This is a genomic window from Micropruina sp. (assembly GCF_047606365.1).
Classification (GTDB): domain Bacteria; phylum Actinomycetota; class Actinomycetes; order Propionibacteriales; family Propionibacteriaceae; genus Micropruina.
In genome coordinates, this window is record NZ_JASGEN010000046.1 from 15,907 (window position 1) to 30,444 (window position 14,538).

A 14,538-nucleotide genomic window follows, 5' to 3' on the forward strand; every position below is an offset into this window, starting at 1 on the left:
CCCTTCAGGCCTTGGCGCCGATGGACTCGTCGGACGCGACGGAAGCGCCCGGCTTGGCATCGGCCTGCCACTCGTCGTTGACGTTGCCGGCGTGCACCGCGGTCTTGCGCGAGTGCGCGATCATCCAGAAGGTCAGTGCGACCAGCGCACCGAAGACGATCAGGACGCCCGCGTAGCCGCCGATCCCGTTGCCGAGCCAGAAGCAGACCGCGCCGACCAGACCGGCCGCCGGCAGGGTGATGAACCAGGCCAGCACCATGCGCATCGCGACGCCCCAGCGGACGTCCGCACCGCGCTTGCCCAGGCCGGAGCCGAGGATCGAACCGGTGGCGACGTGGGTGGTGGAGAGCGCGAAGCCCAGGTGGCTCGAGGTCAGGATGACCGCGGCCGAGGAGGCCTCGGCGGCCATGCCCTGCGGCGAGGAGATCTCGACCAGGCCCTTGCCCAGGGTGCGGATGATCCGCCAGCCGCCGGTGTAGGTGCCGGCCGCGATGGCGAAGGCACAGGCGAACTTGACCCACAGCGGCACCGTGGTGGTGTCGGTCTGGACGCCGTAGGCGATCAGGGCCAGGGTGATCACACCCATCGTCTTCTGGGCGTCGTTCGTGCCGTGGGCGAGCGAGACCAGCGAGGCGGTGCCGATCTGGCCCCAGCGGAAGCCGCCCTCGGCGTAGCGCTCGGCCACGCCGGTGGTGATCTTGTAGACCAGCCAGGTGCCGATGGTGGCGACCAGCGCGGCGACGACCGGGGACGCGAACGCCGGCAGGATCACCTTGCCGACCACGCCGTCCAGCTTGGTGCCGTCGCCCATCCAGTTGACGCCGCTGAAGCCCAGGGCCGCGGCGGTGGAGCCGATCAGACCGCCGAACAGTGCGTGCGACGAGCTGGACGGCAGGCCCAGCAGCCAGGTCAGCAGGTTCCACAGGATGCCGCCGATGAGTCCGCAGAAGACGATCATCAGCAGTTCGTGGCCGTTGTTGGCGAGGAGCTCCGGATTCGGCGCGCCGCTGGAGTTCTGCAGCCTCACCACCGCGTTGGTGACGGTGAGCGCGACCTCGACGGAGAGGAACGCACCGATCAGGTTCAGGACCGCCGACAGTGCGACGGCGGTCTTCGGCTTGAGTGCGCCGGTGGCGATCGAGGTCGCCATGGCGTTGCCGGTGTCATGGAAGCCATTGGTGAAGTCGAACGCAATGGCGGTGCCGATAACCAGGATCAGCAGAAGTAACTCAAGTGTCACATCGGGAAGCCTCACCTCCCCGGGTGAACGGGTGGCCCGCCGAAGGTTAACGGAAGGTGTCATCAGCCGGTCGGCTAGGCCAAATCCGGTGCTGGCCTCCGAAAGTCTGCCCCCGACCGGTCTCGCACCCTCGGGGACGGTTCTCCGGCGTTCGAAAAACGCACGTGCGAGAACCGTCCCCCGACGTTTGAAAAACGGACGCTCAAGAACCGTCCCCCGACGTTTGAAAAGCGCACGCCCAAGAACCGTCCCCCGACGTTCGGCCGGACGGCAGAACGGGCGCCGGCTCCCTTGTGGGGAGCGACGCCCGTTCCTCATGCGTCCCGCGGTTGGCCGGGAGGCAAGTCTTCGATCAGCGTGCGGCGGTGCCTTCGACGTAGTCGTCGTCGTGGCTCTTCACCCACGCCATCAGCTTGCGCAGCTCGCGGCCGGTGGCCTCGATCGGGTGCGCCTCACCCTCGGCACGGAGCCGCTTGAACTCAGGCGCGCCGGCGTCCTGGTCGTCGATGAAGCGCTTCGCGAACGCGCCGGACTGGACGTCGCTGAGCACGGCCTTCATGTTCTCCTTGACCCGGGGGTCGATGACCCGCGGACCGGACACGTAGTCGCCGAACTCGGCGGTGTCGGAGACGCTCCAACGCTGCTTGGCGATGCCGCCCTCGTACATCAGGTCGACGATCAGCTTCAGCTCGTGCAGGCACTCGAAGTAGGCCACCTCGGGCTGGTAGCCGGCCTCGGTGAGCACCTCGAAGCCGGTCTGCACCAGCTTGGAGACGCCGCCACACAGCACGGCCTGCTCGCCGAACAGGTCGGTCTCGGTCTCTTCGGTGAAGGTGGTCTTGATGCCGCCGGCCCGCAGGCCGCCGATCGCCTTCGCGTAGGACAGCGCGAGCGGCCAGGCCTGGCCGGACTCGTCCTTCTCGACGGCCACGATGACCGGGACGCCGCGGCCCTCGGAGTACTCGCGACGGACCAGGTGACCCGGGCCCTTCGGGGCGACCATGCAGACGTCGACACCCGCCGGCGCGGTGATGTAGCCGAACCGGATGTTGAAGCCGTGGGCGAAGAACAGCGCATCGCCCTCGCTCAGGTTCGGGGCGATCTGCTCGGCGTAGATGGTGCGCTGGAACTGGTCGGGGGCCAGGATCATGATCAGATCGGCCTCGGCGGCGGCCTGATCGACCGTCACCACCCGCAGCCCCTCGGACTCGGCCTTGGCGGCCGACTTCGAGCCCGGACGCAGACCCACCCGGACGTCGACGCCGGAGTCGCGCAGCGACAGCGCGTGCGCGTGCCCCTGCGAGCCGTAGCCGATCACGGCCACCTTGCGGCCCTGGATGATCGAAAGGTCGGCGTCGTCGTCGTAGAACATCTCTGCCATGTGTCTTCCTTACTGACTAGTTGTTGCGCACCGGGGTGCGGGTCTTGTCGGATTTGGACCGGTCGGTGAGTGATTTGCTGCCCCGGCCGAGGGCGACCAGCCCGGACTGGACGAGTTCGCGCACGCCGTAGGGCTTGAGCATCTCAAGCAATGCCTCCAGCTTGTCAGGCGAACCGGTGGCCTCGATGGTCAGCGACTCGTTCTGGACGTCGACCGTCTTGCCGCGGAACAGCTGGACGATCTCGATGATCTGGCTGCGGCTGACCGGATCGGCTTTCAGCTTGATCAGCACCAGTTCGCGGCGCACCGCGCTGTCTTCGAGTTCGACGATCTTCAGCACCTCGACCAGCTTGTTCAGCTGCTTGGTGATCTGCTCCAGGAACTGCTGGTTCTCGACACCGACCTGCAGGGTGATCCGGGACAGCTCGGGACGCTCGGTCGGCCCGACCGCCAGCGACTCGATGTTGTAGCCGCGACGAGCGAACAGGCCGGCGATCCGAGCCAGGACACCCGGCTTGTTCTCGACCAGCACGCTCAGCGTGTGCGTCCTCACAGTTCTTCATCCTCCCAGTCGGGCGCCAGGTCCTTGGCGATCTTGATGTCGTCGTTGCTGGTGCCGGCGGCCACCATCGGCCAGACCATGGCGTCCTTGTGCACCACGAACTCGACCACCACGGGCCGGTCGGTGATCGAGAGCGCCTTGTTGATCACGGCGTCCACCTCGCTGGGGTGCTCGGCGCGCAGACCGACCGCGCCCATCGCCTCGGCCAGTTTCTGGAAGTCCGGAACGCGCAGTGTGTTCAGGTCGGTGTTGGAATAACGCTGCCCGTAGAACAGCGTCTGCCACTGCCGCACCATGCCCAGGCTCTGGTTGTTGATCACGGCGATCTTGATCGGGATGCCCTCGACGGCGCAGGTGACCAGCTCCTGGTTGGTCATCTGGAAGCAGCCGTCGCCGTCGATGCCCCAGACCACCGCGTCCGGACGGCCCACCTGGGCGCCCATCGCCGCCGGGACGCAGTAGCCCATCGTGCCGGCGCCGCCGGAGTTCAGCCAGCGGCCGGGCTTCTCGAACGGCAGCAGGTGCGCGGCCCACATCTGGTGCTGGCCGACGCCGGCGGCGTAGAAGGCGTCCGGGCCGGTCAGCTCACCGATCCGCTTGATCACATACTCGGGCGAGAGCATGCCCTCGTGGGTGGGCTCGGTCGGCACCCGGTATTTGTCCTTGAGCGCGCCCAGGTAGCGCTGCCAAGCGGCGAACTCGGGCAGGTCGGCGCCGCGCAGGACACCGTTCAGCTCGGTGATCACCTGCTTCACGTCGCCCACGATCGGGACGTCGGCGATCCGGTTCTTGGAGATCTCGGCCGGGTCGATGTCGGCGTGGATGACCTTGGCGCCGGGCGCGAACGTGTCCAGTTTGCCGGTGACCCTGTCGTCGAAGCGGGTGCCCAGGGCGACCAGCAGGTCGGCCTTCTGCAGCGCGCCGACGGCCGAGACCGAACCGTGCATGCCGGGCATGCCCATGTGCAGCTGGTGGCTGTCCGGGAAGACGCCGCGGGCCATCAGGGTGGTGACCACCGGGATGCCGGTGATCTCGACCAGCTTCGCCAACTCTTCGGCGGCCTCGGCCTTGACCACGCCGCCGCCCACGTAGAGCACGGGCCGGCTGGATTCGGCGATCAGCCGGGCGGCCTCGCGGATCTGCTTGACGTGCGGCTGGGTGACCGGGTGATAGCCGGGCAGGTCGATCAGCTCGGGCCAGACGAACGGTGCCGTGTTGGTCAGGGCGTCCTTGGCGATGTCGATCAGGACCGGGCCGGGGCGTCCGGTCTTGGCGATGTGGAAGGCGGCCGCGACAGCAGCCGGAATGTCCTCGGCGTGGGTGATCAAGAAGCTGTGCTTGGTGACCGGGAAGGTGATGCCGCGGATGTCGGCTTCCTGGAAGGCGTCGGTGCCGATCGCGGCGCTGGCCACCTGTCCGGTGATCGCGACGATCGGGACGGAATCCATGTAGGCGTCCGCGATGGCGGTGACCAGGTTGGTCGCACCCGGGCCGGACGTCGCCATGCAGACGCCGACCTTGCCGGTGGCCAGGGCGTAGCCCTCGGCGGCATGGCCCGCGCCCTGCTCGTGGCGGACCAGGATGTGCCGGATCAACTCCGACTGACCGAGCGGATCGTAGGCGGGCAGGATGCAGCCGCCAGGGATGCCGAAGATGACCTCTACACCCACCCGCTCCAAGGACTCGACGAGGGATTCAGCCCCGGTCAGCAGTGGTGGTGCGATGGTGTCGGACATCTCAGTCCCCTTTCTGCGGGTGTTTGGTCGCGGTTCCTCTTGCATGAAAAAACCCTCGCTGCGTCGGCAGGCGAGGGTGCGTGTCGGTCGACTAGTCGGCTGACACGCTCACGAAAGTACGAGGAAGAAGATCCGCACGTGGACAGTTTTCGCCCGTGGGCCCGACTGTGTCAACTCTCGGACCGGCGTTTTCAGGATGTGGACCGGATTCGGCGTTCGGGCTGGTCACGGGGGTCAGGAGGTGAGGGCCGCCTGCACCTCGTCGAGGTCGATCGTGGTGTCCCGGTCGAACAGGGCCCGCATGCCCGGGTCGTCGGCGTAGCGCGGCACCAGGTGCAGATGCAGGTGGAAAACCTCTTGGCCGGCGACCGCGCCGGCGTTGGAAAGCAGGTTCATCCCGTCGGCACCGAGCCGCTCGGTGAGCAGCCGGGCGGTGGCGGTGACGGCCGGCGCGATCTCGGTGAGCGCCTCGTCGACGCTCAGCAGGTCGTCGACGTGCCGTCGCGGGATGACCAGGGTGTGCCCCCGCTTCCACGGGTTGATGTCGAGAAAGGCGATCGCCTTGTCGTCGTCGTAGATCCGGCGGGCCGGAATGTCGCCGGCGACGATGGAGCAGAACAGGCAGGCCATGGGGCGAATCTAGTGCCCGACCGGCAGGCGCACCGGGAAGCCGGCTTCGGCGAGCGCCTGCTTCACCTCGGCGATGCTGAGCGTGCCGTAGTGGAACACGGACGCCGCGAGCACCGCGTCCGCGCCGGCCCGGGCGGCGTCCACGAAGTGCTCGACGGTGCCGGCGCCACCCGAGGCGATCACCGGGACGTCGACCACCTTGCGGACGGCTTCGATCATTTCCAGGTCGAAGCCGGCGGTGGTGCCGTCGGCGTCCATCGAGTTGAGCAGGATCTCCCCCGCGCCCCGGTCGACGGCCTCCTTGACCCAGGCGATGGCGTCCAGGCCGGCGGATTTCCGTCCGCCGTGCGTGGTGACGCCGAAGCCGGACGGCTGCCCGGCCTCGCGGCGGGCGTCCAGGGAGAGCACCAGCACCTGGTTGCCGAACCGTTGGGTGATCTCGTCGATCGCCTGCGGACGGCTGATCGCGCCGGTGTTGATGCCGACCTTGTCCGCGCCGGTGCGCAGTAGCACGTCGACGTCGTCGACGCCGCGCACACCCCCGCCGACGCACAGCGGGATGAACACCGTCTCGGCGGTGCGGCGCACCATGTCGTGGGTGGTTTCCCGGCCCTGCGCCGAGGCGGAGATGTCCAGGAAGGTCAACTCGTCGGCACCCTGTTCGCCGTAGGCGGCGGCCAGTTCGACCGGGTCGCCGGCGTCCCGCAGGTTGAGGAAGTTGACACCCTTCACCACCCGGCCGTCGTGGACGTCGAGGCAGGGAATGACTCGGATGGCGACGCTCATGACAGGCAGCGTAGCGGGACACCCGCGCCGCCTATTCTGCCCAGCAGACCTCAGGAGGGACATGCTGATGAACCTGCGCGCACCGACGACCTGGCTGGTCGCACTGCTCGCCGTTCTGGTGGCCGGCTCGGCCGCGATCGGGCTGACCCAGCACGCCGCCCGTGGAGCAGCGCAGCAGCGATTGTCCGCACAGCTCGCCTGGGACACCCTCGAGAGCCGGTTCCATGACCGGATGGCGTACGCGGCTCGCGGCTACACCCCGTTCACCGCGGCGCCCGGCACACCCACGCCGGAATCGGAGATAAGGGAGAACCAGCGCGTCCTGGAAGACCTGGCGCCGCATGCCCGCGCCGAGATCGACACCTTCGTCAGCCGCCTGCTGGCACTCAAGACACCGGACGACGCCGCACGCGAATCGACCCTGGCAATGCTGATCGTCAACACCCGGCTGGCCGTGCTGCCCCCGCTCAGCGACCAGTTCGCGGACCGGCAACGCGCCGCCGACTGGACGCTGTTGAGCACCCTCGGCCTGGCCTTCGGTTGCGGAGCCATGGCGCTCTGGCGCACCACGCGCGCCGGATGACCGCGTTCAGTCGGCTCGGTGTTCAGTCGGTGACGGTGATGACCACCCGGCGGTTCAGAGCTCGGCCCTTGCCGGTCTTGTTGGTCGCCACCGGTTTACTCTCCCCGTAGCCCTTCGCCGTGACGGCCAACTGCGGCAACCGGGCCAGCAGTGCCTTGCGGACGGCTTCGGCGCGGCGCTGGGACAGCCCTCGGTTGTAGCTGGCACTGCCCTTGCTGTCGGTGTGCCCGGCGACGCTGACCTTGGTCGCGCCGAGTTCCTCCAGCTTCGCCGCTGCCTGCCGCAGGGCCGAACCGGCCTTCGCGTTCAGCGTCGCCTTGTTGTAGGCGAAGAAGACATCCGCCCGCAGCGTGATGGTGCGGCCGTCCTCGGTCATCGAGCCATCCAGGCTCGCCACCGGGAAGGTGATCTCGCGCGCCTCGCCGTCGATGCTGAGAACCGGAAAGTTCTGTGCCGTCGAGGGGTCCGTCGGCTGCTCCGACGGGTCGGCATGAGCGACGGTCACGGGCAGGCACAGCAGCACAGCAGTCACGGGGATCGTCAGCCTCCGGATCATCGCTGCACCGGCACCTTGGTGAACGTGCCGGCCCGCGGAATCGTCACGTCGACGGTGGCGACACCGTCCGGCACTCCCTTGAACACCGCGCTGAACAGCAGCGACTGACCGGCGCGGATGAAAGTGCTCGAGGGCGCATAGCTGCACACGCACACCCCCTGCGAGTCGCGGGCCGGCAGGTAGCGCAGTTTGTTGACGCCGTCGACCAGGTACACCCCGTCGACGTAGTAGCGGTCTTCAGGCACCTCGTTGTCGGTGCCGGGGACACGCGCAGTCTGACCGTCGCCGAAGGTCCCGGCCTGCATCTGGATGCCTACGCCGGAAGTTCCGGCCGGCCGATCGTTGGTCACGGTCCAGGTGAGGGTGGTCACCCGGTCGTGCACCGACAACTCGTTGAGGCTGATCGTCGCCGGGGTTCCGTCCAGGCTGGTCTTGCGCGCCGCCAGCACCGGCAGATCGGACGCCTCGGGGCTGGGCTGGCCGCCGGCGCTCGGCGTGGCCGCGGCACTGGCCGGCGTGGCATCGGCAGACGCGGTCTCGGTCGAAGGACCGGTCGGGGCCGTGGACGTCGTCGTCGTGTTGCCGATCGTGCAGCCGGCCAGCGGGAGCAGACAGGCGACCAGGGTGGACAACAGAATGCGCATGGAGAGCCTCCTCGTTCCGGGACTCTTACCGTAAGGGCCGATGGCGTCATCGACCGGGTCCAGCTCTGTCGCCTGTGGATAACTCCTGGCGCGAGGAGGCCGAGCCGATCAGTCCTCCAGCGGCGCGGCGTCCACCACGCCACGGCGCACCCGGTCGATCACCTCGCGGCAGGTGGTGCGCAGCGGGCCGGGTCCGGCGGCTTGCGCGACCTGACCGGCGAAGTCGACCACCTGGCGGGCCCAGCGGACGAAGTCGCCGGCGGTCAGCCCGGACTCGTCCAGCACGTCGCCCAGCGGACGTCCGGACGCCCAGCCGTGGATCGGTTCGGCGAACCCGATGTCGGGTTCGGGGCCACGCTCCAGCCGGTGGTCGCGTTCGGTCAGCCCGACGTCGCGCCAGACCCGGCGGAGTTCCTGCTGCGCCATCTCGGAGGCCCGATCGGGCATCCGCGGCGGACGGCGCCGGTCGCCGCCCCGGGCCTCGAAGACCACCGACGACAGCACGGCCGCCAACTGCGGCGCCGAGAGCCCGTCGAAGACGCCGGCCCGGATGCATTCGGCGCTGACCAAGTCGAGTTCGGCGTAGATCCGGGCCAGTTTCCGTCCGGCATCGGTGACCTCGGTGCCGCCTTCGGTCAGGTAGCCGAGCGACTCCAGCACCGAACAGATCCGGTCGAAGCGGACGGCGATGGTGTTGGTGCGCCGGTCGGCTTGGCGCTGCCGTCCGGCGTTCTCGCGTTCCAGCCGCAGCGCCTGCTCCGCCCAGCGGGCATGATTCTCCCGGTCCGGGCAGTCGTGGCAGGGGTGCGCCCTCAGCTGGGTGCGCAGCTCGGCGATCCGGCCGGCCACCTCTTCGTCCATGGCGGACGGCGAGTAGCGGGGCTGGGTCAGGTCGATCTCGGCCAGCTTGGAACGGAACGCCGCCGACAGATTGCGCCGGGACGCCGGCTGCCGGGGGTCGAAGTGCTTCGGCACCCGCATCCGTCCGGCCACCACCGGCGGGGTCGGGAAGTCGACCAGCGACAGCCGCTTCAACTGGCGTTGCTCGGTCATCACCATCGGGCTCGGATCGCCCTTGGCCAGGCCCGGATCGACCACCACCGCCCAGCCGGTGTGCCGTCCGGACGGCACCCGCAGGATGTCGCCGGGCCGCAACTCGAGCAGCACACTGAGCGACTCGGCGCGCCGGTCAGCCTTGCGGCTGCGGGCCGCCTCGGCCTCCAGCGCGGAGATCTCGGCACGCAGCCGGGCGTACTCCACGAAATCGCCCTTGTCACAGGCAGCTTGGGCCAGGTAGCCGGCGATCTGTTCGTTGGCCCGGGCGATCGAGCGGGCCAGGCCGACGACCCGGCGGTCGGACTGGTACTGGGCGAACGACTGCTCCAGCAGCACCCGGGCGCGTTCGCGTCCGACCGATCCGACCAGGTTGACCGCCATGTTGTAGGTGGGCGCGAACGACGAGCGCAGCGGATAGGTGCGTCGGGACGCCAAGCCGGCGACCGCGCGCGGATCCATCCCGGTCTGCCAGAGCACCACCGCGTGGCCCTCAACGTCGATGCCGCGGCGTCCGGCACGTCCGGTCAGCTGGGTGTATTCGCCGGGCGTGATCGGGGCGTGGGTCTCGCCGTTGTATTTGACCAGCCGTTCCAGCACCACGCTGCGGGCCGGCATATTGATGCCCAGCGCCAGGGTTTCGGTGGCGAACACCACCTTGACCAGGCCGCGGACGAACGCCTCCTCGACGCACTCCTTGAAGGCGGGGAGCAGCCCGGCATGGTGGGCGGCGATGCCGTTGCGGAACGCCGACAGGAAGCTGCCGTAGTCGAGGGCGTCCAGATCGGACGGCGACAACCCCTCGATGTGGGTGGCGGCGATCGCCTCGAGTTCGCGACGTTCGGCGGAGTTGGTCAGTCGGAGCCCGGAGTGCATCAACTGCCCGACGGCAGCGTCACAGCCGGCCCGGCTGAAGATGAAGAAGATGGCCGGCAACAGGCCCTCGGCGTCCAGCCTCTCGACCGTGGCATCGCGACGCGGCACCAGGGACGAGCGCGGGCTGCGCTTCTCGATGGCGTTGCGGGTGCGCCGGTTGCGCATCTTCCGCGAGTCGTCGCGGACGTTGCGCGATTCCTCCTTGGCCAGCCGCAGCAGTTCCGGATTGACGTCCACCTGGCCGGCGGGCAGCGGTGTCGCGGTGGGTGCCTCGGCGTCGAACAGGTCGTAGAGCCGGCGTCCGGCCATCACGTGCTGGAACAGCGGCACCGGACGCCGCTCGGAGACCACGATCTTGACTTCGCCGCGGACCTCGTCGAGCCAGGCGCCGAACTCCTCGGCATTGCTCACCGTGGCGCTCAGCGAGACCACCTGGACCGATTCGGCCAGCCCGATGATCACCTCTTCCCAGACCGCTCCGCGGAACCGGTCGGCCAGGTAGTGCACCTCGTCCATCACCACGAAACCCAGCCGGCGCAGCGTCGGCGAGTTGGCGTAGATCATGTTGCGCAGCACCTCGGTGGTCATCACCACCACCGGCGCCTCACCGTTGATCGTGACGTCGCCGGTCAGCAGCCCGACGTTCTCGGCCCCGTGCCGCTCGACCAGGTCGTGGTACTTCTGGTTGCTCAACGCCTTGATAGGCGTGGTGTAGAAGCATTTGGTGCCGCGCTGCAGCGCCAGGAACACCGCGAACTCCCCCACCACCGTCTTGCCGGCGCCGGTGGGCGCGGCGACCAGCACGCCCGAGCCGCCCTCGACGTGGCGGCAGGCATCCAACTGGTAGGTGTCCAGGGGAAAGCCGTAGCCGGAGGCGAAGGCTCGCAGCAAGGTTCCGGTGTCGGTGTTCATCGCCGCCAACCTACCGCGCGCCCCTCGAACACCTGGGGACGGTTCTTGAACGTGCGAATCTCGAACGCGCGGGGACGGTTCTTGAACGTGCGAATTTCGAACGCGGAAGAACCGTCCCCCAACGTGCGAAATTCGAACGCCGAAGAACCGTCCCCGGATGTGCGAAGAACTGTCCGGTCAGCCGAGGACGTGCAGCGCGTTCGACACTGCTGCCACCCGCAGCGGGACGTCGCCCAGGGCCTCGCCGTCGCCGCTGCCGATCAGGCCGTCGCCGTCCACCACCACCTCGGACGCCCGGAACCGCTCGATCGCGGGGTGCCGGACGAATCCGCCCGAATACAGCGACGGCAGTAGCCGCAGCAGCGTCGCCCGTCCGACCGGGTGGATCACGGTCACATCGAGCAGTCCGTCGTGGACGTCCGCGCCGGGCGCGGCCCGCATGCCGCCGCCGAAGAACTCGGCGTTGGCTACGAAGATCGCCATCGAATCCAGCTCGCGTGGGGCGCCGTCGACCTTCAGCCGGTACCGCAGCGGACGGAAGGTGCGCAGCTCGGCCAGCGCGCAGACCGCGTAGGCCAGCGGACCGAGCGGCACTCGCAGCGCGGCGGCCCGCAACGCCACCCGGGAGTCGAATCCGCTGGAGACCACGCAGCCCACCCAGCGGGTGGTGCCGTCCGGTTTGGTCACCTGGGCCAGGTCGACCCTGCGGCGGCGGCCCTGGGTCACCGCGACGACGGCGTCCCGGACGCCCAGCGGCAGTCCGAGCCCTCGGCACAGGTCGTTGCCGGTTCCCGCGGGCAGCACGCCCAGTGGCACCGGGGTTCCGGCGCACGCGTTCAGGCCGAGGTGCGCCATGCCGTCGCCACCCATCACCAACAGCACGTCCGCCTCGGCGACCGCCGTGCGACAGGCGGCCTCGGCGTGTTCGGCGTCGGTGGCCTCGACGATCCGCAACGCATCGGACGGCAGCGCGGCGCGCAGGGCGTCGGCGACCTTGGGCAGCAGGCGGCGGGCACGTCCGCGTCCGGCGGTGGGGTTGACGACGAGGTGGACGCGCCGGGCGCCGTCGCTCACGAGGTGGCGAGTTCCGCGGCAGCCTCGCGGCGGGCCTTGCGCTTGTCGTTGGCCCGGCAGATGAACTCGGCGGCCAGGAACAGCAGCGACATCGGAATGGCCAGCGCCAGCATCGAGAACGGATCGGTCGACGGGGTGGCGGCGGCACCGAAGACGAAGGTGCCGAAGATCACGTAGGTGCGCGCCTTGGCCAACTGCTTGCCCTTCACCACCCCGACCAGGTTGGCGCCGACGACCACGACCGGCATCAGGAAGCCGAGCCCGAAGACCAGCATCAGTTGCAGCATGAGTTCGAGGAATTTGTCGATCTCGATCAGGTTGGTGATCGGCACCGACTCGGGTGTGAACGACATCAGCACCGAGATGCCCTGCGGCAGCACCAGGTAGCCGACGGTGACGCCGGCCAGGAACAGCGGCAGCGCGGCAGCGAGGAAGGTGAGCGCCCAGCGCTTCTCCTTGGCCAGCAGCGCCGGAACGATGTAGGCCCAGACCTGGTACAGCCAGATCGGGGAGGCCAGCACGAGTCCGCCGACACCGCAGATCTTCAGTGCCAGCGATAGCGGCGTGGTGACGCCCGAGAGCACCATCTGGGTGCTGAGTTCGGGGTTGGTCTCGCTCAGGATCTCTTTGGCGTACAACCAGGGCTGGGTGAGAAAGCCGTACACCTGGTTGTAGAAGACGGCGATGACGATCATGCCGAGCACGATCCAGATCAGCGAGAAGACGACGCGATAGCGCAACTCACGCAGGTGGTCGCCGAGCGACATCACCCCGTCCGGTGATTTGGGGGGCGGTTTGAGCCACCCGAGGCTGAACCGTCGGGCCACGGTCGATCAGGCCCGCTGGCCCTTGTCCTTCTCATCGGGAACGATCTCGCCCTCGTGCACGATGCCCTCAGGCTCGGCGAGCGGCGCGGCCGGCGGAACCGCGGGCGGGGTGTCGGTCTTCTTCAGCGACGACGTCTCTTCCTTGAATTCACGGATCGCCTTGCCGGCGTTCTTACCCGCATTCGCGAGCCGGCTGCCGCCGAACACGAGCAGGGCGATGATCGCCAGGATGACCCATTCCATACCGCCAGGCAGGCCGAACATGCGCTGTGCTCCTTCGTTGCGAGTAACTCGGCGAGTCTACTCAGTGCTGGGGATCTTGACCTGCGAGACCAGATCGGCGAGTTCTTCCGCCCGCTTACCCAGCATCTGCAGTTCGCTGAACAGATCGGACGCCTTGTGGGCCAGCCAGACCGCGTAGGAACCCACGGTGATCAGCCCTGCCAGGGCAATACCGAGGAAGATCCACACCCACATCATGGAGCGAGACTAACCGATCCCGACCCGAGTTCCGCATACAGCTCCAGAGCTTCGGACGCGGCGGCGCGGGCCGACTCGGCCGCCTCGGGCGGGTCCACGGCGCGTACCTCGGGGCCGAGCCGCAGCAACAGGGAGCGCAGCCAGGCAGGATCGGCGACCAGTAGCTGCACCCGCCAGCCGCGGCGGAACCGCTCCACCGAGCGCACCGGGTAGTACTCGCTGATCCAGTGCGTCCGATCGGTCACCGTCAGCGTGACCAGCGCCGCCTCGGGACGCACCTCGAGCCAGCCGCCGTCGAAGGGCGGCGGTTCGCCCCGATCGGCGACGCCGCCCTCGGCGGGATCGACCGACGCGATCCGGTCCAGCCGGAAGGTGCGCCAGGCGTCCCGGTCGCGACTCCAGCCCTCCAGGTAGACGTAGCCGTCGCGGACGCTCAGCCGGTGCGGCTCGACCACCGGCGTGGTGGTTTCGGCGCGGGTGAACCCGTCGTAGCTGAGCCGCACGGCTTGGCGGACGGCGATCGCGGACGCCAACCGCTCCCGCACGGCGCTTTCGGAGGTGGCGACCGCGAAACCGACCCGGTTGCTCTCCTGTGCGCCGGCGACCTTGGACAGTTTGGCCAGCGCCGAGTCGACCGCCTCACCGGCGGCACCACCGGTGACCTCCCGGACGGCACGCAACGCCACGATCAGGCTGGTCACCTCTTCGATGGTGAACCGCATCGGACGCGACAGGTAGTCGGCGTTGCTGAGGCTGATCCGGCCCTGCTCCTCGACGGCGTCCATGTCGATGTCGATCAGATCGCCCGGCATTCCGCCCGGCAGCCCGACGAACCACAGCACCTCCAGGTCGGCCAGCAGGCGGCGGGGGGTGACGCCGAAGGCCTGCGCGGTGGCGGCCAGGTCGGCGTCCGGGTGGGCCTGCAGGTAGGGCACCAGTGCGAGCAGTCGCGACACCTGGTCCAGCGACGTACTCATCGAGCCACCGCCATCAGCCGGCTGATCACCTGGCGTTGCAGCGCGGCGGGTTCCAGCACCAGCACGGCCGGGCCGTACCCGCACACCTCGGTGACGAACTCGCGATCGCTGGTGTACGGGACGCGCCACGCGGCGAAGCCGGGCGGCAGCGGTGCCGCGTCCGGGAGCGGGACGCCGCGACGCCGCAGGTCGGGCGCCTTGTCGCCGCGGATGGCGACCAC

Annotated in this window: 16 protein-coding genes; 1 reads left to right on the top strand and 15 read right to left on the bottom strand. The window is 68.9% G+C overall.

The genetic code is table 11. From position 1 onward, the window contains the following. Positions 1 to 4 precede the first annotated feature (4 nt). The 6 genes from QM624_RS05985 to hisF all read right to left on the bottom strand — a co-directional run bounded on the left by QM624_RS05985 (position 5) and on the right by hisF (position 6,335). Positions 5 to 1,240, bottom strand: coding sequence for an inorganic phosphate transporter (locus QM624_RS05985; protein ID WP_415089758.1), 1,236 nt, complete (start codon positions 1,238 to 1,240; stop codon positions 5 to 7). A gap of 352 nt (positions 1,241 to 1,592) precedes the next feature. Beyond that, the gene (gene ilvC, locus QM624_RS05990; protein ID WP_415089760.1) at positions 1,593 to 2,621 is read right to left on the bottom strand and encodes a ketol-acid reductoisomerase; all 1,029 of its coding nucleotides are present in this window, start codon (positions 2,619 to 2,621) and stop codon (positions 1,593 to 1,595) included. Positions 2,622 to 2,637: 16 nt separating this feature from the next. Further along, the gene (gene ilvN / locus QM624_RS05995) at positions 2,638 to 3,174 is read right to left on the bottom strand and encodes an acetolactate synthase small subunit (RefSeq protein WP_415089762.1); all 537 of its coding nucleotides are present in this window, start codon (positions 3,172 to 3,174) and stop codon (positions 2,638 to 2,640) included. Beyond that, positions 3,171 to 4,919 carry an acetolactate synthase large subunit gene (locus tag QM624_RS06000; RefSeq protein WP_415089764.1) on the bottom strand — a complete coding sequence of 583 codons (1,749 nt, stop codon included), beginning with the start codon at positions 4,917 to 4,919 and terminating at the stop codon, positions 3,171 to 3,173. Before QM624_RS06000 ends, ilvN begins: the two co-directional genes overlap by 4 nt. Positions 4,920 to 5,153: 234 nt before the next feature. After that, positions 5,154 to 5,549 carry an HIT family protein gene (locus tag QM624_RS06005; RefSeq protein ID WP_415089766.1) on the bottom strand — a complete coding sequence of 132 codons (396 nt, stop codon included), beginning with the start codon at positions 5,547 to 5,549 and terminating at the stop codon, positions 5,154 to 5,156. 9 nt (positions 5,550 to 5,558) lie between these two features. After that, positions 5,559 to 6,335, bottom strand: a complete 777-nt coding sequence (gene hisF, locus QM624_RS06010) for an imidazole glycerol phosphate synthase subunit HisF (RefSeq protein ID WP_415089768.1) — start codon at positions 6,333 to 6,335, stop codon at positions 5,559 to 5,561. Positions 6,336 to 6,396: 61 nt separating this feature from the next. On the opposite strand from hisF, the gene QM624_RS06015 reads away from it, so the two are divergent. Next, on the top strand, positions 6,397 to 6,918 hold the full coding sequence (locus QM624_RS06015; protein ID WP_415089770.1) for a hypothetical protein: 522 nt from the start codon (positions 6,397 to 6,399) through the stop codon (positions 6,916 to 6,918). A gap of 22 nt (positions 6,919 to 6,940) precedes the next feature. On the opposite strand, the gene QM624_RS06020 is transcribed toward QM624_RS06015, so the two are convergent. From QM624_RS06020 to QM624_RS06060, 9 genes are all read right to left on the bottom strand, one after another. Continuing rightward, complete coding sequence (locus QM624_RS06020; protein WP_415089772.1) at positions 6,941 to 7,450, bottom strand: OmpA family protein; 510 nt, start codon at positions 7,448 to 7,450, stop codon at positions 6,941 to 6,943. A gap of 20 nt (positions 7,451 to 7,470) precedes the next feature. Then, entirely contained in the window at positions 7,471 to 8,118 is a 648-nt protein-coding gene (locus QM624_RS06025; protein ID WP_415089774.1) for a hypothetical protein, read from the bottom strand. A 108-nt stretch (positions 8,119 to 8,226) separates the two neighbouring features. Next, entirely contained in the window at positions 8,227 to 10,959 is a 2,733-nt protein-coding gene (locus QM624_RS06030) for a DEAD/DEAH box helicase (protein ID WP_415089776.1), read from the bottom strand. Between the two features lie 177 nt (positions 10,960 to 11,136). After that, on the bottom strand, positions 11,137 to 12,033 hold the full coding sequence (locus tag QM624_RS06035; protein WP_415089778.1) for a diacylglycerol/lipid kinase family protein: 897 nt from the start codon (positions 12,031 to 12,033) through the stop codon (positions 11,137 to 11,139). Continuing rightward, complete coding sequence (gene tatC / locus QM624_RS06040) at positions 12,030 to 12,800, bottom strand: twin-arginine translocase subunit TatC (protein ID WP_415089780.1); 771 nt, start codon at positions 12,798 to 12,800, stop codon at positions 12,030 to 12,032. Before tatC ends, QM624_RS06035 begins: the two co-directional genes overlap by 4 nt. Positions 12,801 to 12,866: 66 nt before the next feature. Next, positions 12,867 to 13,124 (bottom strand): twin-arginine translocase TatA/TatE family subunit, encoded by a 258-nt coding sequence (locus QM624_RS06045; RefSeq protein ID WP_415089782.1) that lies wholly within the window; start codon positions 13,122 to 13,124, stop codon positions 12,867 to 12,869. A gap of 36 nt (positions 13,125 to 13,160) precedes the next feature. Then, positions 13,161 to 13,340, bottom strand: coding sequence for a hypothetical protein (locus tag QM624_RS06050; protein ID WP_415089784.1), 180 nt, complete (start codon positions 13,338 to 13,340; stop codon positions 13,161 to 13,163). Then, positions 13,337 to 14,317, bottom strand: a complete 981-nt coding sequence (locus tag QM624_RS06055) for a helix-turn-helix transcriptional regulator (protein WP_415089786.1) — start codon at positions 14,315 to 14,317, stop codon at positions 13,337 to 13,339. The genes QM624_RS06050 and QM624_RS06055 overlap by 4 nt, the downstream gene beginning before the upstream one ends. Further along, positions 14,314 to 14,538: WYL domain-containing protein (locus QM624_RS06060; RefSeq protein WP_415089788.1), on the bottom strand; the 225-nt coding region annotated here is incomplete at its 5' end. The genes QM624_RS06055 and QM624_RS06060, both read right to left, overlap by 4 nt.

Bases quoted from the DNA above. Each gene is read 5' to 3' on its own strand.
- tatC (WP_415089780.1), bottom strand. From the start codon at position 12,800: ATGTCGCTCGGCGACCACCTGCGTGAGTTGCGCTATCGCGTCGTCTTC.
- QM624_RS06000 (WP_415089764.1), bottom strand. From the start codon at position 4,919: ATGTCCGACACCATCGCACCACCACTGCTGACCGGGGCTGAATCCCTC.
- QM624_RS06045 (WP_415089782.1), bottom strand. From the start codon at position 13,124: ATGTTCGGCCTGCCTGGCGGTATGGAATGGGTCATCCTGGCGATCATC.
- QM624_RS06030 (WP_415089776.1), bottom strand. From the start codon at position 10,959: ATGAACACCGACACCGGAACCTTGCTGCGAGCCTTCGCCTCCGGCTAC.
- QM624_RS06025 (WP_415089774.1), bottom strand. From the start codon at position 8,118: ATGCGCATTCTGTTGTCCACCCTGGTCGCCTGTCTGCTCCCGCTGGCC.
- QM624_RS06050 (WP_415089784.1), bottom strand. From the start codon at position 13,340: ATGATGTGGGTGTGGATCTTCCTCGGTATTGCCCTGGCAGGGCTGATC.
- QM624_RS06005 (WP_415089766.1), bottom strand. From the start codon at position 5,549: ATGGCCTGCCTGTTCTGCTCCATCGTCGCCGGCGACATTCCGGCCCGC.
- QM624_RS06015 (WP_415089770.1), top strand. From the start codon at position 6,397: ATGCTGATGAACCTGCGCGCACCGACGACCTGGCTGGTCGCACTGCTC.
- ilvC (WP_415089760.1), bottom strand. From the start codon at position 2,621: ATGGCAGAGATGTTCTACGACGACGACGCCGACCTTTCGATCATCCAG.
- hisF (WP_415089768.1), bottom strand. From the start codon at position 6,335: ATGAGCGTCGCCATCCGAGTCATTCCCTGCCTCGACGTCCACGACGGC.
- QM624_RS06055 (WP_415089786.1), bottom strand. From the start codon at position 14,317: ATGAGTACGTCGCTGGACCAGGTGTCGCGACTGCTCGCACTGGTGCCC.